18 protein-coding genes are annotated in these 17,809 nt (G+C 57.6%); 8 read left to right on the top strand and 10 right to left on the bottom strand.

Translation table 11 applies throughout. The annotated features are described in order from the left end of the window. Positions 1-7: 7 nt before the first annotated feature. Genes iolC through iolD form a run of 3 tightly spaced genes read right to left on the bottom strand, consistent with a single transcriptional unit; the run spans position 8 to position 3,689 of the window. Positions 8-985 carry a 5-dehydro-2-deoxygluconokinase gene (gene iolC, locus ACR0AY_RS18235; protein ID WP_170515253.1) on the bottom strand — a complete coding sequence of 326 codons (978 nt, stop codon included), beginning with the start codon at positions 983-985 and terminating at the stop codon, positions 8-10. Further along, on the bottom strand, positions 982-1,821 hold the full coding sequence (locus ACR0AY_RS18230) for a phytanoyl-CoA dioxygenase family protein (RefSeq protein ID WP_170395022.1): 840 nt from the start codon (positions 1,819-1,821) through the stop codon (positions 982-984). The genes iolC and ACR0AY_RS18230 overlap by 4 nt, the downstream gene beginning before the upstream one ends. After that, on the bottom strand, positions 1,821-3,689 hold the full coding sequence (gene iolD / locus ACR0AY_RS18225; protein WP_170515250.1) for a 3D-(3,5/4)-trihydroxycyclohexane-1,2-dione acylhydrolase (decyclizing): 1,869 nt from the start codon (positions 3,687-3,689) through the stop codon (positions 1,821-1,823). Before iolD ends, ACR0AY_RS18230 begins: the two co-directional genes overlap by 1 nt. A gap of 129 nt (positions 3,690-3,818) precedes the next feature. Here iolD and ACR0AY_RS18220 point away from each other — a divergent pair, with 129 nt between their 5' ends. Genes ACR0AY_RS18220 through ACR0AY_RS18210 form a run of 3 tightly spaced genes read left to right on the top strand, consistent with a single transcriptional unit; the run spans position 3,819 to position 6,982 of the window. After that, positions 3,819-4,922: a Gfo/Idh/MocA family protein gene (locus tag ACR0AY_RS18220; RefSeq protein ID WP_170395018.1), complete on the top strand. Its 1,104-nt coding sequence runs from the start codon at positions 3,819-3,821 to the stop codon at positions 4,920-4,922. Positions 4,923-4,941: 19 nt separating this feature from the next. Continuing rightward, complete coding sequence (locus ACR0AY_RS18215; RefSeq protein ID WP_170515248.1) at positions 4,942-5,835, top strand: sugar phosphate isomerase/epimerase family protein; 894 nt, start codon at positions 4,942-4,944, stop codon at positions 5,833-5,835. Between the two features lie 13 nt (positions 5,836-5,848). Beyond that, on the top strand, positions 5,849-6,982 hold the full coding sequence (locus ACR0AY_RS18210; protein ID WP_170408589.1) for a Gfo/Idh/MocA family protein: 1,134 nt from the start codon (positions 5,849-5,851) through the stop codon (positions 6,980-6,982). Here the strand turns inward: ACR0AY_RS18210 and ACR0AY_RS18205 are convergent. After that, positions 6,979-7,983 carry a LacI family DNA-binding transcriptional regulator gene (locus ACR0AY_RS18205; protein ID WP_170395012.1) on the bottom strand — a complete coding sequence of 335 codons (1,005 nt, stop codon included), beginning with the start codon at positions 7,981-7,983 and terminating at the stop codon, positions 6,979-6,981. The genes ACR0AY_RS18210 and ACR0AY_RS18205 overlap by 4 nt on opposite strands. Positions 7,984-8,170: 187 nt before the next feature. Here ACR0AY_RS18205 and ACR0AY_RS18200 point away from each other — a divergent pair, with 187 nt between their 5' ends. The 3 genes from ACR0AY_RS18200 to ACR0AY_RS18190 all read left to right on the top strand — a co-directional run bounded on the left by ACR0AY_RS18200 (position 8,171) and on the right by ACR0AY_RS18190 (position 11,123). Further along, positions 8,171-9,121, top strand: coding sequence for a sugar ABC transporter substrate-binding protein (locus tag ACR0AY_RS18200; RefSeq protein ID WP_170395010.1), 951 nt, complete (start codon positions 8,171-8,173; stop codon positions 9,119-9,121). Positions 9,122-9,208: 87 nt separating this feature from the next. Continuing rightward, entirely contained in the window at positions 9,209-10,333 is a 1,125-nt protein-coding gene (locus ACR0AY_RS18195) for an ABC transporter permease (RefSeq protein WP_170408588.1), read from the top strand. A 1-nt stretch (position 10,334) separates the two neighbouring features. Further along, on the top strand, positions 10,335-11,123 hold the full coding sequence (locus tag ACR0AY_RS18190; protein ID WP_170515245.1) for an ATP-binding cassette domain-containing protein: 789 nt from the start codon (positions 10,335-10,337) through the stop codon (positions 11,121-11,123). Positions 11,124-11,159: 36 nt separating this feature from the next. Here ACR0AY_RS18190 and ACR0AY_RS18185 read toward each other — a convergent pair whose 3' ends face one another. The 5 genes from ACR0AY_RS18185 to ACR0AY_RS18165 are packed head-to-tail and all read right to left on the bottom strand — an operon-like array spanning position 11,160 to position 15,360. Continuing rightward, positions 11,160-11,702, bottom strand: a complete 543-nt coding sequence (locus ACR0AY_RS18185; protein WP_170395003.1) for a DUF3833 domain-containing protein — start codon at positions 11,700-11,702, stop codon at positions 11,160-11,162. Beyond that, positions 11,699-12,316 carry a DUF3833 domain-containing protein gene (locus ACR0AY_RS18180; RefSeq protein ID WP_170395001.1) on the bottom strand — a complete coding sequence of 206 codons (618 nt, stop codon included), beginning with the start codon at positions 12,314-12,316 and terminating at the stop codon, positions 11,699-11,701. Before ACR0AY_RS18180 ends, ACR0AY_RS18185 begins: the two co-directional genes overlap by 4 nt. After that, on the bottom strand, positions 12,313-13,536 hold the full coding sequence (locus ACR0AY_RS18175; protein ID WP_170515242.1) for an MFS transporter: 1,224 nt from the start codon (positions 13,534-13,536) through the stop codon (positions 12,313-12,315). The genes ACR0AY_RS18180 and ACR0AY_RS18175 overlap by 4 nt, the downstream gene beginning before the upstream one ends. After that, positions 13,536-14,075 (bottom strand): hypothetical protein, encoded by a 540-nt coding sequence (locus tag ACR0AY_RS18170; protein ID WP_170515239.1) that lies wholly within the window; start codon positions 14,073-14,075, stop codon positions 13,536-13,538. Before ACR0AY_RS18170 ends, ACR0AY_RS18175 begins: the two co-directional genes overlap by 1 nt. Then, complete coding sequence (locus ACR0AY_RS18165; protein ID WP_170515236.1) at positions 14,032-15,360, bottom strand: FAD-dependent oxidoreductase; 1,329 nt, start codon at positions 15,358-15,360, stop codon at positions 14,032-14,034. Before ACR0AY_RS18165 ends, ACR0AY_RS18170 begins: the two co-directional genes overlap by 44 nt. Positions 15,361-15,545: 185 nt before the next feature. Here ACR0AY_RS18165 and ACR0AY_RS18160 point away from each other — a divergent pair, with 185 nt between their 5' ends. Then, positions 15,546-16,271, top strand: a complete 726-nt coding sequence (locus ACR0AY_RS18160; RefSeq protein ID WP_170515234.1) for an SDR family NAD(P)-dependent oxidoreductase — start codon at positions 15,546-15,548, stop codon at positions 16,269-16,271. 2 nt (positions 16,272-16,273) lie between these two features. Here ACR0AY_RS18160 and ACR0AY_RS18155 read toward each other — a convergent pair whose 3' ends face one another. Next, the gene (locus ACR0AY_RS18155) at positions 16,274-16,561 is read right to left on the bottom strand and encodes an I78 family peptidase inhibitor (protein ID WP_170394986.1); all 288 of its coding nucleotides are present in this window, start codon (positions 16,559-16,561) and stop codon (positions 16,274-16,276) included. 129 nt (positions 16,562-16,690) lie between these two features. On the opposite strand from ACR0AY_RS18155, the gene ACR0AY_RS18150 reads away from it, so the two are divergent. Next, positions 16,691-17,803, top strand: a complete 1,113-nt coding sequence (locus tag ACR0AY_RS18150; protein ID WP_170394983.1) for an S-(hydroxymethyl)glutathione dehydrogenase/class III alcohol dehydrogenase — start codon at positions 16,691-16,693, stop codon at positions 17,801-17,803. Positions 17,804-17,809: the final 6 nt, after the last annotated feature.

The following is a 17,809-nucleotide window of genomic DNA, read 5'->3' as shown; positions in this document are numbered from 1 at the left end:
TCTCCTTTCAGGTATCCGTGGTGCCCGGGTGTTGGGCCAGAAATTCGTCAAGTTCGGGCGTCGTCGGCATGGCCCCGGCGCAGCCGGGTTTCGACACGACGATCGACGCGCAGGCCGAACCGCGCAGCACCGCATCGCGCAGGTCATGCCCCGCAGCGATCGAGGCCAGCAGACCGGCCAGAAAACTGTCGCCCGCGCCGTTGGGCTTCACGGCGGTAACGGGGTAGATGCCGGTGCGGACCTCTTGCCCGTCTGCCAGCGTAATGGCCCCCTCATGGCCCATCTTGTAGATCACCATCTTGCCGTTGGCCGCCAATTCGCGGGCCTTGTCTAAACCTTTTTCGATGCCGCCCGCCATAAAGCCGAACTCTTCATCATTGCCTACGATCAGATCGCTTTCATTCCCTGCGCGGGTCAGAACCTCTGAGGCGACTTTAGGTGATGGCCAACTATAGGGGCGGTAATCGATGTCGAAGATCACCGGCAGACCTGAGGCGCGCGCATTTTCAAATGCGCGGAAGGTGGCCGAGCGTGAGGGTTCCGCAGCAAACACCGTGCCCGCCGTGATCAGGGCTGAGAAGGCGCTGTAGTCGACCTCATCCATATCCGCCTCGGTTACCTGGAAATCAGCGGCGCCGTTGCGGTAGATGACATTCTGAAAGTCCTCGATGCAACTTTCGTAGACAGCCAAGGACGTACGCGCCTCGCCACCCACAGCTCGGACATATCTCGTTTCAACGCCATAGTCGCGCAGCCGGTTCACACAGAACCGCCCCACGGCATCATCCGAGACCGAGGTGACCAGCGCCGCTTGCGATCCCAGCTTCACCAGTCCGGCGCAGATATTGGCGCTTGATCCGCCCAGATCGGCGCGAAACACCTGTGCGTCTTCGCTTTTGGTTCCGACCGGATCCGCAAACATGTCCATTCCGGCCCTGCCGAACACGGCAAAGCGGTTACCTTTTATACCTTCAATCAGAGTCACGTGCGCCCCTCGGTATTGCCTGCCCGCGCGGCATCCAGCACCTCGGGGTAGGGATAGTTCAAGCCCAGCAACTGCCGCAGATCGGGACTTGCCTGATCAAGGAAATCCTGCGGTAGCGCAGCGGGCATATCTTCCATCGGTTTAACCCATTTGGGCAGATACTGGATCAGGATCGCGCTGCGGTCGTGATCCGCTTTGTTCGGCATCGCGCAATGCCACGTTACGCCATAGAACAGAGCAACATCACCAGGCTCACCGGTCATCTGCTCGCATTTGTCATAGAACTTGTCTTCGGGCGTGGGATAACGCAGCTCTTTCTGCGATCCGGGTACATAGCCGGTCGCGCCGCTTTCCTTGGTGAACGGGTCCAGCAAAACCGAGACCTGTGCATTCATCGGAAATGATCCATTCAGACCGACGGGATGCGTTTCGGGGCTGTGAAAGTCCCAATAGGGATAGTCGACATGCGGCTCCTGCCCCGGCCCGCCCGGCAGGATGCGATTAGCAGCGATCGAGCCCATGATGAACTCGGTCCCCAGAAACTTGCGGAGGATCTTCATCAGAACCGGATGCGCAGCCATGCGTGAAAACACGTCGCCCTTAGCCAACAGATTCCAGACCCGCCGCTGCAGGTTCAGTTTGCCATCCTCTTCCGCAGCGCCTTGGAAATGGGTCACTTTCTCGGCCGCTGTTTCGGATTCGGCCATGACGATGGCACGTGCCTCGGCGATCTCTTCAGGGGTGAAAAGGCCCGAGATTGCGACGACTCCATCACCGTTCAGCAATTCATCCACAATGACGTCTGGGTCAGCCGTTTCTGCCTTGAACCGTTTCATCAGATGCCCTTGCGTTGTTTTTCGCGGGTCGATTCCCATTCGACATGAGCATCACGAACCCTCTCGTCAGCCGAAGTGTGGGGTGTTCCAACCTCCCACCATGCATGGCCTTCAGTGGTCCAGCCTTCATAGGCGTCCACGTCCATCACAATCACATAAGTCTTGTCGCTGGCCTTGGCGCGCTTGAACGCTTCGGCCAGTTCTGCCGGGTTCGCGACCTTTTCGCTGGTGGCCCCCATCGAGGCCGCGTGGGCCGCGAAATCAACGCCAAAGGCTTCGGGGATGGTGGGGCAGTCTTCCAGCAGGTTGTTGAAGCTTTCGTTGCCTGTGTTGTTCTGCAGCTTGTTGATGACTGCAAAACCGCCATTGTCCAGCACCAGAACAATCATCTTTTTGCGGCTCAGAACCGAGGAATAGATGTCCGAGTTCAGCATCAGATATGAGCCATCACCGCAAAACGTAATCGTGTCCTTATCCGGCTCACGCTCAGATTGGGCAATGCGCGCCCCCCAAGCGCCTGCGATCTCATAGCCCATGCAGGAGAATCCGAACTCAACATCAACGGTGCCAATATCCAGCGTGCGCCAGTTGGCGGTGACTTCAGCGGGCAGACCTCCGGCAGCGGCGACCACGCGGTCACGCGAGTCACAGAGTTCGTTCACAACGCCGATGGCCTGAGCATAGGAATTTGGACGGTTCCCGTAAGACACATTCTCAGCCACGTAAGCATCCCAATTGCGGCGCTCGTCTTGCGCCAGTGAAACCCAATCGGATGCAGCCGTGTAGTCAATTGCCTGTGTTAGAGCCTGAATTGAAAGCTTGGCATCCCCAACAACTGGTAAGGACATGTGCTTACCCGCATCATGCCGCGCAGCATTGATCGAGATGAACTGAGCGTCTTTGGCAAAGGCGGTCCACGATCCGGTGGTAAAATCCTGCAGCCGCGTGCCAACAGCGACGATCACATCGGCTTGCTCCGCAATTGCGTTGGCACTGTCCGATCCAGTGACGCCGATCGGGCCAATGTTCAGCGGGTGGGTCGCCAGCATATTGGCGCGGCCCGCGATGGTTTCGACGACCGGGATCTGAAGCTTTTCGGCGAATTCGGTCAGCTCGGTCACGGCTTTGGAATACTGCACGCCCCCACCCGCGATGATCATCGGGCGTTTCGCGCTTGCCAACGCGGTAGCGGCATCGGCGATTTCATCCGCATCCGGAGATTGGCGACGAATGCGATGCACTTTTTTCTCAAAGAACTTCACCGGGTAATCATAGGTCCAACCCTGCACATCCTGTGGCAACCCGAGGAACGCCGGCCCGCAATCGCCCGGGTCCAGCATTGTCGCTATAGCGGCGGGCAGAGATTGAATGACCTGTGCCGGATGCGTGATGCGATCCCAATAGCGGCTGACCGGTTTGAAGGCGTCATTCACACCAAACGTCGGGTCATAGTAGTTCTCCATCTGCTGCAGAACCGGATCCGGTAATCGGGTGATGAACGTGTCCCCGCACAACATCAGCATTGGCAGCCGGTTCGCATGGGCCAGTCCAGCAGCAGTCAACAGATTCGCAGTGCCGGGGCCTGCGCTAGCGGTGCAGAACATGAATCGCTGACGCAGCCACTGCTTGGCATAGCCTGCGGCGGCGAATCCCATGCTCTGTTCATTCTGTCCGCGATACAACGGCAGCTCATCCCGGACAGTATTCAGTGCCTCGCCCAGGCAGGTCACATTGCCATGACCAAAAATCCCGAAGCCCCCGCCACATAGGCGATATTCCTGACCATCGATCTCTATAAACTGGTTCGACAGCCAGCGAATGATCGCCTGCGCCGTTGTCAGGTAAACAGTTTCGTGTTGCGCGGACATGTCTGCGGGCTCCTTTAGGAAAATTATGATGCAGTGCCGAATGCAGCTTGCGAGAGTCCTATTCTCACGATACAAGTTTTGCAACCGGTTGCAAATGGTTTTCAAGAAAAAGCGAGGGAGGACGTCGGAATGGCAGAGATCGGCATTGGCATTCTAGGCGGCGGATATATGGGCAAGGCTCATGCGGTCGCCATGTCCTCGGTTGGGGCGGTGTTCAACACGGCCTTGCGACCACGGTTAGAGATGGTGTGCGCCTCGTCACCGGAAAGCGCTGAGCGGTATCGTCAGGCCTATGGATTCGCGCGCTCGACGGATGACTGGCGTGTGTTGGTGAACGACCCGAAGGTCGAGGCCGTTGTGATCGCCACGCCTCCGGAAACACATCGCGAGATCGCTCAGGCAGCGTTTGCGCTGGGCAAACCGGTGCTGTGTGAAAAGCCTTTGGGCGCGTCGCTGGAGGATGGTGCGGCGATGTCAGCAGCGGCCGAGGCCTCGGGCTTGGCCAACATGGTTGGTTTCAACTATATCCGCACCCCGGCCAGCCAATACGCTCGCGCTCTGATAGCCGAAGGAGAGATCGGCGACATCACATGGTTTCGGGGTGAGCATACCGAAGATTTCTACGCGCACCCTCAAGCCCCGGCAACCTGGCGTACAACAGGAATGTCGAACGGAACGATGGGTGATCTTGCGCCTCATATGATCAATGCCGCACTGGCTTTGATCGGCCCGATTTCACGCGTGATGGCCGAGGTCGAAACCGTGCACAATAGCCGCCCGGGTGGCGAAGTTGACAATGACGACCACGCTCAGATGATGGTGCGGTTCGCGAACGGAGCAATGGGATCGATCTATATCAGTCGAATCGCGACTGGGCGCAAGATGGGCTATGCCTATGAGATCAGTGGCACCAAGGGTGCGATCCGCTTTGATCAGGAAGACCAGAACGTTTTGTGGCTCTACCGTATGGAGGGTCCCGAAGCTGAGCGTGGCTTTCGTAAGATCCTGACCGGCCCTGCGCACCCGGACTATGAGCCGTTCTGTCAAGGGCCGGGCCATGGCACGGGCTATCAGGATCAGATCATCATCGAGGCGCGAGATTTCCTGCGCGCGATCGAGACAGGTAAACCGGTCTGGCCGACCTTCCACGACGGGCATGAGGTCAACCGGGTCGTCGCTGCGGCATTGGCATCGTCAGCGGATGAAAGCTGGAAAAATATCGAAGATTTCTGAGCATCGGAGACAAGACAAGATGAGCATCAGAATTGGCAATGCGCCCTGTTCCTGGGGCGTGGAATTTGCGCAGGACCCGCGCAATCCGCATTGGAAAACCGTTCTCAGCGAATGCGCTGCGGCCGGGTATAAGGGTATCGAACTCGGCCCGGTGGGTTTCATGCCCGAAGACCCTGCGGTGCTGGCCGATGCGCTGGCCGAGCATGATCTTGAACTGATCGGCGGCGTTGTGTTCCGCAACTATCACGACCCCGACGCGTGGGAAGACGTGCTGGACGCCACCCACCGCACCGCTCGCGCATTGAAAGCGCATGGGGCGCAGCACATGGTGCTGATCGATGCGATCTCACCCCGCCGCGCGCCAACCGCTGGTCGCGCCGATGAGGCTGAGCAGATGGACAAGGCCGAGTGGACGGCGTTCCGGGATCGGATTTCTGAAAGCGCGCGGATCGGGTCCGAGGAATACGGGCTGACCGTTGGGATGCACGCTCATGCTGCGGGCTTCATGGACTTTGAACCTGAACTTATCCGTTTGCTGGACGAGGTCGATGAAAGCCTTCTTAAAATTTGCTTCGATACGGGGCATCACTCTTATGCCGGGTTCGATCCGGTCGGCTTCATGAAGCGCTACGTTGATCGGATCTCGTACATGCACTTCAAGGATATCTCTCCGACAGTGAAAGCGGATGTAATTGCCAATCGGACGGGCTTCTATGATGCTTGCGGGCAGGGGATTTTCTGCAATCTGGGCGACGGCGACGTGGACTTTCCGACCGTTCGCCAGGTGCTGCTGGACGCAGGTTTCACAGGATGGTGCACGGTCGAGCAGGATTGCGACCCAACGCTCGACCCTGATCCTGTAGGGGACGCGCGGAAGAATCGTGAATACCTTGAATCAATTGGTTTCAGTTAAGGAGGTCCAGACCATGACCAAGCTGAAATGGGGCATGATCGGAGGCGGCGAAGGTAGCCAGATCGGACCGGCGCACCGGTTGGGGGCGCTGGCGGACGGGCATTTCCAATTCACCGCCGGAGCGCTGGATCACAGGCCTGACATTGGTCGCGAATACGCCCAACGATTGGGTATCGCGGCAGACCGAGCCTACGGCGACTGGACCGAGATGCTGGAAGGTGAGCGCGGGCGCGAGGATCGGATTGATCTGGTCACTGTAGCCACTCCAAATGCGACGCATTTCGAGATCACCAAAGCGTACCTTGAGGCCGGGTTCAACGTGCTGTGCGAAAAGCCCATGACCATGACGGTGGAAGAGGGCGAAGAGATTGTCAAAGTCGCCGAGAAATCAGGGAAGATTTGCGCGGTAAACTACTGTTACTCGGCTTATCCGATGGTGCGTCAGGCTCGCGCGATGGTGCGCGCAGGTGAGATCGGCAAAATCCGTCTGGTCGTTACCAATTTCAGTCACGGCCATCACGGAGACGCCACTGATGCTGACAATCCACGCGTGCGCTGGCGCTATGATCCTGCGATGGCGGGTGTTTCCGGGCAGTTCGCTGATTGCGGTATCCACGCGATGCACATGGCCGGATTCATTGCGGATGATGAGGTTGAGACCCTGTCTGCAGATTTTGCTTCAACCATTGGCAGCCGTGAACTTGAAGATGATGCCATGGTCAACTTCCGCACGACAAAAGGCGCTGTTGGCCGGTTGTGGACCTCTTCGGTCGCCATCGGTCGGCAGCACGGGTTCGACATTCAGGTGTTCGGAGAAACCGGCGGTCTTCGATGGGCGTCGGAGCAGCCGAACCAGCTTATCTACACGCCTGTTGGTGGTCGCCTGCAGATCATAGAAAAAGGCGAAGGCGGGCTGCATGAAGACGCGCAACGACTCAGCCGGGTGGCGATTGCGCATCCCGAAGGGTTCCCGTTGGCGGTTGCGAATATCTATTGCGATCTCGCAGATGCTATTGCCGGGGAAACCCGCGACGGCTTGCCCAATGCGGCAGACGGCGTGCGGTCGATGGCGGCTGTGCATACAGCGGTCGAGTCGGCGAAACAGGGCAGCGCGTGGATGGATGCCCGGCCACCGATGTTTCGTTAACTCTCAGATACGGGGCGCAATGTGCCCCGTTCCACCACCGAACATGGGAATATCCGCGCCTCCGGATATCGGTCGGGTTCGTTCAGGGTTGCCACCATTAGCTCGATCGAGGAACTCACGATTTGCCGGATCGGCTGATGGATGGTGGTGAGATCAATATTCTCCCACCGTGCCATTTCCATGTCGTTCAGGCCGATGATGCCGATGTCTTCGGGCACCTTTAGGCCACTATCCAGAATTGCGGATAACACCCCGATGGACAACACGTCATCGCCGCAGAAATATGCATCAGCCCGCTCAGATTGCAGCAAGCGTAGCATTTCCTGACGACCTGCATCGAATGAGTAAGCCTCAGCAAACGAGCAGGTCACATCAATGCTAGGATGCCGGGCCATCTCTGACATGAATCCCGCATGGCGATCCTGAGTCGAGGTCGCCGCCTCGGGCCCGCCGAGAAAGGCTACTTTCGTATAACCACGCGCGACCAGCTCGCGGGCCGCCATGCGTCCGCATTCCACATTGTCGATCCCGACCACATGAACCTGCGGTGAAGAGGATGACCGGCCAAAGCTGTGCACCACTGGTACGCCAGCATCCCGAAACGCTTTTGCGAACCCGGGCGGCAAGGTCGACGACGCTACGACAACGCCATCGACCGAATATTGGCGCAGCATTCGTACCGAATTTTCGGGTTCAACCTCGTCGGTCAGATTCACCAGCAACGGGCGCAGGCCTCGGTCCTGCAGCCCCCGGGTAAAGAGGTCGAAAACTTCAAGAAATATCGGGTTGTGGAAGTTGTTCGAGACCAGCCCGATCAGCTTAGTTCGGCCTGTGGTCAGAGATGAAGCCAGTGCATTTGGGCTGTATCCCAGCTCACGCGCGGCCTTCTCGACTTTTCGGCGCATCTTGTCGGAAACCGAGGCCCCATCGGTGAAAGTGCGCGACACCGCCGAGCGTGAAACGCCGGCGCGTTCTGCAACCTCTTTCAATGTGACAGCCATGATCCGTCTGACCTTCCTGCGTTTAGTGGCAGTCCTTTTACCTGTATTCTTTGGCAGATACAGTATGAAACACATCTGACACCGTTTGCAACCGGTTGCAAAATTTTGACAGATATGCTCTAACTCGAGTCGGAGAGGTGCGAAGGACTGCCTCAATCCGCGATAACATGAGTTTTGGGAGGACATCATGACTTCACTGACGAAGAAGTTGGCGCTGGCGGCGGCGGTAGCTGCGACGCCTCTGATCGCAGCCACGGGCGCTGCGGCGGAAGGTGAGAAATACATTCTGGTCAGCCACGCGCCAGACAGCGATAGCTGGTGGAACACGATCAAGAACGGCATCGCGCTGGCAGGCGACCAGATGGGTGTCGAAGTCGAATACCGCAATCCGCCCACTGGCGACCTTGCCGATATGGCGCGGATTATCGATCAGGCGGCTGCTTCGGGCCCGAACGGGATCATTACCACGTTGGCGGATTATGATGTGCTGAGCGGACCGATCAAATCGGCGGTCGATGCGGGCGTTGATGTGATCATCATGAACACTGGTACGCCGGATCAGGCCCGGGAAGTTGGTGCCCTGATGTATGTGGGTCAGCCCGAATATGATGCCGGATTTGCTGCAGGCCAGCGCGCCAAGGGTGACGGCATCGGCTCGTTCCTTTGTGTGAACCACTATATCGTTCAGCCCTCAAGCCAGGAACGTTGTCAGGGCTTTGCAGACGGCTTGGGCATTGAACTGGGGGATCAGATGATCGACGCCGGCCAGGACCCAGCCGAGATCAAGAACCGCGTGCTGGCCTATCTGTCGGCGAACCCGGATACTGATGCGGTTCTGACACTGGGTCCAACCTCGGCTGATCCGACAATTCTGGCGCTGGAAGAAAATGGTATGGCCGGTGACATCTATTTCGGCACCTTCGATCTGGGTGGTGAGATTGTCAAAGGCATCAAGTCTGGCGTGATCCAGTGGGGAATTGATCAGCAGCCCTTCCTGCAGGCTTACCTGCCGGTTGTTGTGATGACCAACTACCACCGCTATGGCGTTTTGCCGGGCAACAACATCAATTCGGGTCCCGGCTTCGTAACTGCTGATGGTCTGACCAAGATCGAAGAATTTGCTGGCGAGTACCGCTGATTCTTACAGCGCGGGCGCCCCGCCAAAGCGGCGCCCGCCAACAACTATCTGACGCAAAATCACTGCTTAACTCGGAGGGGCGTTCTAATGAGCGAGTCTGCTCAAAACACGGCTGTAACCGACGAACGGATTAAAGAAATATCGCCGCTGCGCAAGGCCTTGATCCGGCCTGAACTTGGCGGGATGGTTGGCACCGTTGCCGTCTTCACCTTCTTTCTTTTGTTCGCTTTTGACAGCGGCATGTTCAACGCACAGGGCATGATGAACTGGTCGGTTGTCTCGGCGCAGTTCATGATCATCGCCGTGGGTGCCTGCCTTCTGATGATCGCGGGTGAGTTTGACCTGTCAGTCGGGTCGATGATCGGCTTTTCGGGCATGATGATCGCAATTTTTTCGGTCACGCTCGCGTGGCCGGTCTGGATGGCAATTCTCGTCACGTTTGCAATGGCGGTGGCAATCGGCGCGCTGAATGGTTGGATCGTGATCCGGACTGGTTTGCCCAGCTTTATCGTAACGCTGGCCTTTCTGTTCATCTTGCGCGGCTTTACCATCTTCCTGCCGCAGGTGATCGAGCGCAAAACTATTATCGGCGGTGTGAAAGACGCAGCCGAAGGCGATTGGCTGGCGCCGATCTTTGGTGGTAAAATTTTGCAGGGATTGTTCCAATGGCTCGGGGATGCCGGGATCATCGCCGTATTCGAGCGTGGCACCCGCGCCGGTCAGCCGGTTGTGGATGGTATTCCAATGCTGATCGTCTGGGCGATCGCACTGATCATCTTTGGTCATGTGCTGCTGACCAAAACGCGGTTCGGCAACTGGATCTTCGCCTCGGGCGGGGATGCTGAGGCGGCGCGCAACTCGGGTGTGCCTGTGAACCGGGTCAAGATTCTCATGTTTATGTTCACGGCCTTCTGCGCCACCGTCTTTGCGGTCTGTCAGGTGATGGAGTTCGGATCGGCTGGTGCTGACCGGGGTCTGCTGAAAGAGTTCGAGGCGATCATCGCCGTGGTCATCGGCGGCGCGCTTCTGACCGGAGGATACGGCTCGGTACTGGGCGCAGCGCTGGGCGCGCTGATCTTTGGCGTGGTGCAACAGGGGTTGTTCTTTGCCGGTGTCGAAAGCTCGCTGTTCCGGGTCTTCCTTGGGGTGATCCTGCTGGGGGCTGTGATCCTCAACACCTATATTCGCCGCATCATCACGGGAGAGCGTTGATATGAATCCCGAACATGAACCCATCATCCAGATGAAAAACATCGAAAAGCACTTCGGCAGCGTGATCGCGCTGGCGGGTGTCTCGGTGGACGTGTTCCCCAGTGAATGCCACTGCCTTCTCGGCGACAACGGTGCGGGCAAGTCGACCTTCATCAAAACCATGTCGGGCGTGCACCAGCCTACGCACGGAGAGATTCTGTTCGAAGGCCACCCCATGCATTTCGCCGACCCGCGTGATGCCATCGAGGCCGGGATCGCAACCGTGCACCAGCATCTGGCCATGATCCCGTTGATGTCGGTCTCGCGCAACTTCTTCATGGGCAATGAGCCGGTAAAGAAGGTCGGACCTCTTCACTTTTTTGATCATGACTATGCCAACAAGGTCACGATGGAAGAGATGAAGAAAATGGGGATCAACCTGCGCGGACCCGATCAGGCGGTGGGCACGCTGTCAGGTGGTGAACGCCAGACCGTCGCCATCGCGCGGGCGGTGCATTTCGGCGCGAAGGTTCTGATCTTGGATGAACCGACCTCGGCCCTTGGGGTGCGCCAAACAGCCAACGTTCTGGCGACCATCGACAAGGTGCGCAAGCAGGGTATTGCAGTGGTCTTTATTACTCATAACGTCCGCCATGCGTTGGCAGTGGGGGACCGGTTCACGGTACTCAACCGCGGTCAAACGCTGGGTACGGCGCAGCGTGGCCAGATCACCCCGGAAGAGCTGCAGGACCTGATGGCCGGTGGTCAGGAGATGGTCGAGCTTGAAGGCAGTCTGGGCGGAACCGTCTGATACTTTTTTGCCCCGCTGGCTGTGCTGGCGGGGTGACTACTTCTTCTCGAAGTACAATATGACTTCACCCAGCCTTACGCCAAAACGCGAAACATAGGCTCGGTTCAATAACCGGTCATCCGACAACAACCACATCCAGTCATCGAAATTGACACGCATGGTGCCGTCTTTGACGGGCAGGTCGATTTTGTACTTCCAGTTAAACGTATCGCCTCTTTCGACCCCACTGGCTGTGCCCAGCACACCGGGAGCGGTGCCGGTCCAGGTGTCATCGCCGGTCTTGGTCAGGGTCCAGATCCTTTGTTCGGTCGCACCATCGTCATAGACGAAATCTTCGACAAGCGTCAGAGTCTCTCCGTCCCATGTGCCGTCAATATCGACCTGGAAGCGACGCGGGACATTACCTAGTACATCCTGAAACTGACCATAAGCGACAGTCTTACCTTCGAAGAACTCTTCAAGGTTCAGCTGACGATCTGACAGAAACGATTTTGGTATACGCGGTTTGGCCGAGCATGCGGCGAGGATGGCCAACCCCGCGATCGCGACACCTGCAATAAGGGTACGGCGGGCGATCATTGCAAAACCCTCAGCTCAGAGTCTGTATCGTGGCCGTTTGCGCCATGCAGCTGGGTGGATTTCACTTCAGGCGCAGGGCGCATCGTGGCGACCAGCTCGGCCACCTTGATCCCGAATTTTCGCATCTCGGACCGGTTCATGATTACACCGTTCTCCGTCAGATACATCCAGTCGGTCACATCCAGTGTATGCCCGCCCGCGTCCTCGGGCAGGATGATGCGATAGGTCAGCTTGACGGTTGAGCCCGAAATCACGCCTTTGCCCTCGCCGACAATATCGTCCGCTGTTGCGGTGAAAGTGTTGCCCGTGCCCAACGTCAGATGCCATTTGCGGGTCATCTGTTTGCCGTTGGAATAGGTGAAATACTCGGAAAGCGTACCGGTGTTGCCATCCCATTCGCCGACCATACGCGCGACAAAGCTGTTCGACATCTTGCCGTTAGGGCCATAGATCAGCCCTTCCGACAGGATCTCTCCATTCAGGTTCTTCTTCAGCGAAAACTCAGGCCCGGTTCCGCTGTAGTCGGAAGGTGATTGCGAGCGGAAACTGAGGAACCGGTTCTTCACAGCAAACAGCGCAAAAATCGCAAGCAGACAGATCAGGAGCGTTTTCATTTGGCAGAGACCTCTGTCGGGAGGGTCAGGACCATGCCAAACGCTCCGAGTTTCAAGATGCAGGGCAGCACCGCATAGGCGAGGGTGAGTGTATTCAAAGCCTCGGCAGAATTGGCCTGTCCAGGTGTAAAGCCGCTGCGTTCCAGTAGCGGCAGTGTGAAAAAGGCGGCCAGAGCTAGACCCAGCTTACCTGCGAAAGACCAGATGCCGAACGCAGCAGATGCGTTCAGCCCGGCCCGGGTCAGTACGACCGAGAACATTGCGGGCAGGACAACCATGTCCGCCCCAAGCGCCGCGCCGGATGCGAGGCATATGATGGCGAAACCGATGAGATCCCCGGGGGCTAGAAGAGCGGCCCCGACAAAGCCGAGAATGGCCAGCGGCATGGCGATCATCAGAGTCTGTTTCGGGCCAATCCGATTGCTGAGCCTGGCCCAGAACGGAACGCTGAGCCCGGCGCTGAGGAAGAACAGGATCAGCAATGGCCCCGCTTTGCCTGGCAGTTGCAGCCGATCTTCAACAAAGAACAGAAACAGGGTCGAGGTAATGGCGACGGGCAGGCTGTTGACCAACGCAAGGGCAAGCAGACGTAAAGCCCCCGCCTGTCCTAGGCCTGCAAAGGACAGCCCTTGACCGGTGATCGGCGAGCGTCGCCAAATTGGCAGCGTAACAGCCAGAGTCACAACGCTCAGAAGCCCGAGAAACAATCCAAAGGCCGGATACCCCTGCGCGGCTGCGCCAAGCGCCACGAACACAGCGGGTGCTGCGGCTGCTATGATAACTCCGGTCAGTTGTCCGCCTTCGCGGAAGGCGGCCAGTGTCATCAGTTCCTTCGCGCTAGCCTGTTTCGCCAGCGTGGCGCTGCGGCCATAAAGCAAGATGGTCCCGAGGCTGTAGGCCGAGAATAACAGGATCAGAATAGACACTAATGCGGCGATACTTGCCCCTTCTGGCAAACCAAACAGCAATGGGAATCCAATCGCCAGACCCAGCGCAGAGGCGGCGGCAAACAACATTTGCCCACCGGGCCAGCGATCAATGGCCCAGCCAATCAGTGGATCTTGCACCAGATCGACCAGCCGAATGACCAGCAGAATGGTGCCAATGACCCCCAGCCCGATACCGAGATTCACGGCTGCAAAGCGCGGCAGGTGGATGTAAAGCGGGATACCTGCTGCAGCAAGCATCAGCGCATAGAGGCTGACACGCGGGTACAGCATCACTGCCCCTTCAACTGCTGTGTGAACGAGGCGGATCGTGTATTGTTACCCAGAAAAATTGACATGAAGCTGCGTGTGATACCCGGATTTGTCAGGGTGCAGGTTTTGCTTCCGTTGCGCCAGAAGCTGACGCTGTTGGGGCCTTGCGCGATGGCCAGATAGCTATCGCCTTTGCTGACCGCCTGAAAACAGCCCTGCAATTGGGCTTCCGTCGGCGCAGAATTGCCTTGTCGGGCCATCTCTTCCAGTGTCGACTCGACCAGCGCTTTTTGTTTCAGGTTTTTTCGATAGGTCAATTGTAGGCCGAAATTCTCGTTCCAGCTGAATGCGGCACCGCCGGGCGTGTAAAGCTTGGCGTCATAGAGCGGCAGCCCCAGAAAACGGAATGTCCCGGCGCCGCGCAGCTTAGGATCTTTGATTGCATCCGACAAAGGCGAAGCCGCCAGTCCGCCGGGGACCATCAGCGCCAGTGACAGCAGCGCAGCGCAACAGGTTCTATACGCTGGCCGAAACAGCGAGGTCCGTTTCAGGGATACCATTGTCAGCTCCGATGCTCCGCGGGATGGCGGTGAGGCGCTCGACAACATGCATTGCGCTGGCAATCCCGTCTTCGTGGAAACCATGCCGGTTATACGCCCCGGCAAACCAGGTTCGGTTCTGTCCCTGCATCTCGCGGATTTGCCCTTGCGCGCGCAGGGCGGCTTTGTCGAACACCGGATGGGCGAACTCGACCTCGTCATAGATTTTGTCCGCGGGAATGTCTGATGCGGCGTTCAGGGTCACAAACAGTGGGTCACTGTCGGGGATATTCTGAAGCCGATTCATCCAATATGTGACCCCAACATTGCCCTTTTGCGATCGATAGGTCCAACTGGACCAGCAAGCACGCCGCCTGGGCATTTGGCGGGGATCACAGTGCAGGATAGCTTTGTTCGGTTGATATCTAATCGCGCCGAGCGCCGCTTTTTCCGCTTCGGTCGCTGCATCACCCAAGATGGCGAGAGACTGATCGGAATGAGTTGCCAGTATGATTTCCTCAAACAGAGCGGCCTCACCTCCTGCATGGACGGTGACGCCCAGATCATGCCGCTCGATCCGTTGCACGGGTGCGGACAGTCTGATGTCAGCACCGCGCGCACGTAGCGCAGTTTCGATCCGGCGGACATATTCGATGCTGCCGCCTTTCACGGTGTACCACTGGTGCTGATTGGCACGGCCCGAGGCCAGCAGCGCGTGATTGCGGAAGAACTGCACCAGCGAGCGGGCTGGGAACTGATCGACGAACTCGACCGGAGTTGACCAGATCGCGCCGCACATCGGCATCAGATAATTGTGCCGGAACCAGTGGCCGAGACGCAGCTGATCCACGAGCTCACCGATCGTGGTGTCGTCGTCCTGCGCGGCTTCGGGGGCCTCTTTGCCAAACCGCAGGATATCGGCGATCATCTTGTAATAGGCCGGACGCGCGAGGTTGCGCTTCTGCGCGGTCAAAGTGCGCAGATTGTTCAACCCATATTCAATGCGGCCATTGTCGATAGTTGCACCAAAGCTCATCTCACTTTTGGTGACCGGCACGTTCAGCTCATCAAACAGCCGGGTCAAATAGGGGTATGTGACATAGTTGAAGACGATGAAACCGGTATCTACCGGCTGATCTCCGTTCTTTCCGGCCATCACCGTGCGGGCGTGGCCGCCCAGTCGGGGCTCAGCCTCGAACAAGGTTATATCGTTGTCTTCGGAAAGGTAATAAGCTGCGGAAAGACCTGAAATGCCTGCGCCTATGACTGCGATTTTCTTGCGTACGCCCCGGGTTTCGTCGAACATTCCATCCTCGTTATTCGGTATTTACAACAAGATACGCAGGGAATGAGCCTTTGGATCAACCGCGTTAGAAGTTTTTTTCCGACGCGCTATGTTGTGTTATCTGGCCGAATGCTACGAGCGCTGGGCGTGATCCATTGCTGCTGTCAGAACGTATTCGACCTACTAGTACGAAAAAAGACTTACGCATGAGCAGTTTTGACGGAAAAACCTATTGGATCATTGGCGCCAGCGAAGGGCTGGGCCGTTGCTTGGCCGAAAAGCTGAGCCGCGAAGGCGCGCATCTGATCCTTTCTGCTCGCAATGCCGAGCGATTGGATGAAATCTGTGGCACCTTGCCTAATGCACGTGCTGTACCGATGGATGTGACTGATCTCGACACTGTGCGCCGCGCTGTGGTGGAGGCTGGCTCAATTGACGCGCTTGTCTACAACGCAGGCGCCTATGAGCCGATCAGTACGTCAGATTGGGACACCGATGCCGCTTTGGCGATCAGTGATGTGAACTATTCCGGTGCGCTTCGGGTGTTGGGTGAAACCGTCCCAGGATTTGTGGGCTCAGGCAGTGGTGATATCACGCTGATCGGGTCGCTTGCCGGGTATCATGGGCTTCCCAATGCGATCTCGTACGGGGCCAGCAAGGCTGCGCTGATCTCGCTGGCCGAGACCATGCGGCACGATCTGGCAGGGTCAGGCGTGACGGTGCGCATTGTCAATCCGGGGTTCATCAAGACCCGTCTGACCGACAAGAACAGTTTCAAAATGCCGATGCTGATGACACCCGAAGATGCGGCCGATCGCGTAGTGCGCGCCATGTCCCGTCGCCGGTTTCGAACCGATTTCCCGGCACCGTTCTCATGGGTTGTGCGCCTGATCGATTATTTGCCCGATATTCTGGTGTACCGGGGAAAGTGACCCTATCCGCAGGTAAGCCTCTGAATTGTGCCTGCGCCGTTCACATAAACGTTCAGCCGGTCGATGCGATAATCCTGCGTGGCAATATCATCCGGGCCCAGAACGCGCGACCGTTCAGGCAGTTGGGCTTGTATGGTTGAAACCGGCTCACCAATGGTGTTCGCAAACGGTTCTCCCTTGCAAAATGCAAGATCAACCGGTGCCTCCTCTAGTTCAAGCGCCGCGTCCTGCGGTGCAGAGGTCTCAGAACATGCGGTCAGAAGAATTAGGATCGGAAATAAACGGTACATTGGCGCAGGGCTTTCTGGTGATGTCGTTTCTGAAATATCAAAGATTTAGCCAACCTGTCATGAAAGCGCAGTTGAAAAAACCCTGTATTTGACGCAGGGTCGGGCAAAACAGACAGGGAGACAAGCACCATGCGTACCCGTGCCGCCGTCGCCGTTCAGGCAGGCAAACCTTTGGAAGTGATGGACGTAAACCTTGAAGGCCCCAAAGCGGGCGAGGTTCTGGTCGAGATCAAGGCGACAGGCATTTGCCATACCGATGAATTCACCCTGTCGGGCGCCGACCCTGAAGGCTTGTTTCCCGCCATTCTGGGCCATGAAGGCGCAGGTGTCGTGCTTGAGGTCGGCCCGGGTGTAACCAGCCTGAAACCCGGCGATCACGTCATCCCGCTTTATACGCCCGAGTGCCGTGAGTGCGAATACTGCCTGCATCCCAAGACCAACCTGTGCCAGGCAATTCGCGAAACCCAAGGCCAGGGCCTCATGCCGGATGGCACCTCGCGTTTTTCTACGTTGGATGGCGATCCGATCCTGCACTACATGGGCTGCTCGACCTTCTCGAACCATACGGTTCTGCCTGAAATCGCGCTCGCCAAAGTGCGTGAGGACGCGCCCTTTGACAAGATCTGCTATATCGGCTGCGGCGTGACCACCGGAATTGGCGCGGTGATCAACACTGCAAAGGTAGAAATTGGCAGCCGTGCCATCGTGTTCGGTTTGGGCGGTATCGGCCTGAACGTGATTCAGGGCCTGCGTCTGGCTGGCGCGGATCAGATCGTGGGCGTTGATTTGAATCCAGCCAAGGTGGAAATGGCGACCAAGTTCGGCATGACGGATTTCGTGAACCCCTCTGAGGTCGAAGGTGATCTGGTGCCGTATCTGGTCAACCTGACCAAGGGCGGCGCGGATTATACCTTTGACGCCACAGGCAATGTCGGCGTAATGCGAGCGGCACTGGAATCGGCTCACAAGGGCTGGGGTGAATCGATCATCATCGGTGTGGCACCTGCGGGCGCTGAAATCTCGACTCGACCGTTCCAACTGGTTACTGGCCGCTCATGGCGTGGCACCGCGTTTGGCGGAGCGCGTGGACGCACCGACGTCCCGAAAATCGTGGATTGGTACATGGACGGGAAGATTGAGATCGACCCCATGATTACCCACACCATGGGCCTGGATGACATCAACCACGGTTTCGACCTGATGCATAAGGGCGAGAGTATCCGATCAGTGGTCGTCTACTAAGGCTCT

The sequence above is a fragment of the Ruegeria sp. A5 genome (genome assembly GCF_056543005.1).
The sequence above is the reverse complement of the archived record's forward strand: the minus strand, read 5'-3'. Positions and strand labels throughout refer to the sequence as shown.

Bases quoted from the DNA above. Each gene is read 5' to 3' on its own strand.
- ACR0AY_RS18165 (WP_170515236.1), bottom strand. From the start codon at position 15,360: ATGTTCGACGAAACCCGGGGCGTACGCAAGAAAATCGCAGTCATAGGC.
- ACR0AY_RS18200 (WP_170395010.1), top strand. From the start codon at position 8,171: ATGACTTCACTGACGAAGAAGTTGGCGCTGGCGGCGGCGGTAGCTGCG.
- iolD (WP_170515250.1), bottom strand. From the start codon at position 3,689: ATGTCCGCGCAACACGAAACTGTTTACCTGACAACGGCGCAGGCGATC.
- ACR0AY_RS18180 (WP_170395001.1), bottom strand. From the start codon at position 12,316: ATGAAAACGCTCCTGATCTGTCTGCTTGCGATTTTTGCGCTGTTTGCT.
- ACR0AY_RS18185 (WP_170395003.1), bottom strand. From the start codon at position 11,702: ATGATCGCCCGCCGTACCCTTATTGCAGGTGTCGCGATCGCGGGGTTG.
- ACR0AY_RS18175 (WP_170515242.1), bottom strand. From the start codon at position 13,536: ATGCTGTACCCGCGTGTCAGCCTCTATGCGCTGATGCTTGCTGCAGCA.
- ACR0AY_RS18230 (WP_170395022.1), bottom strand. From the start codon at position 1,821: ATGAAACGGTTCAAGGCAGAAACGGCTGACCCAGACGTCATTGTGGAT.
- ACR0AY_RS18220 (WP_170395018.1), top strand. From the start codon at position 3,819: ATGGCAGAGATCGGCATTGGCATTCTAGGCGGCGGATATATGGGCAAG.
- ACR0AY_RS18195 (WP_170408588.1), top strand. From the start codon at position 9,209: ATGAGCGAGTCTGCTCAAAACACGGCTGTAACCGACGAACGGATTAAA.
- ACR0AY_RS18210 (WP_170408589.1), top strand. From the start codon at position 5,849: ATGACCAAGCTGAAATGGGGCATGATCGGAGGCGGCGAAGGTAGCCAG.
- ACR0AY_RS18205 (WP_170395012.1), bottom strand. From the start codon at position 7,983: ATGGCTGTCACATTGAAAGAGGTTGCAGAACGCGCCGGCGTTTCACGC.
- ACR0AY_RS18155 (WP_170394986.1), bottom strand. From the start codon at position 16,561: ATGTACCGTTTATTTCCGATCCTAATTCTTCTGACCGCATGTTCTGAG.
- ACR0AY_RS18150 (WP_170394983.1), top strand. From the start codon at position 16,691: ATGCGTACCCGTGCCGCCGTCGCCGTTCAGGCAGGCAAACCTTTGGAA.
- ACR0AY_RS18170 (WP_170515239.1), bottom strand. From the start codon at position 14,075: ATGGTATCCCTGAAACGGACCTCGCTGTTTCGGCCAGCGTATAGAACC.
- ACR0AY_RS18190 (WP_170515245.1), top strand. From the start codon at position 10,335: ATGAATCCCGAACATGAACCCATCATCCAGATGAAAAACATCGAAAAG.
- ACR0AY_RS18160 (WP_170515234.1), top strand. From the start codon at position 15,546: ATGAGCAGTTTTGACGGAAAAACCTATTGGATCATTGGCGCCAGCGAA.
- ACR0AY_RS18215 (WP_170515248.1), top strand. From the start codon at position 4,942: ATGAGCATCAGAATTGGCAATGCGCCCTGTTCCTGGGGCGTGGAATTT.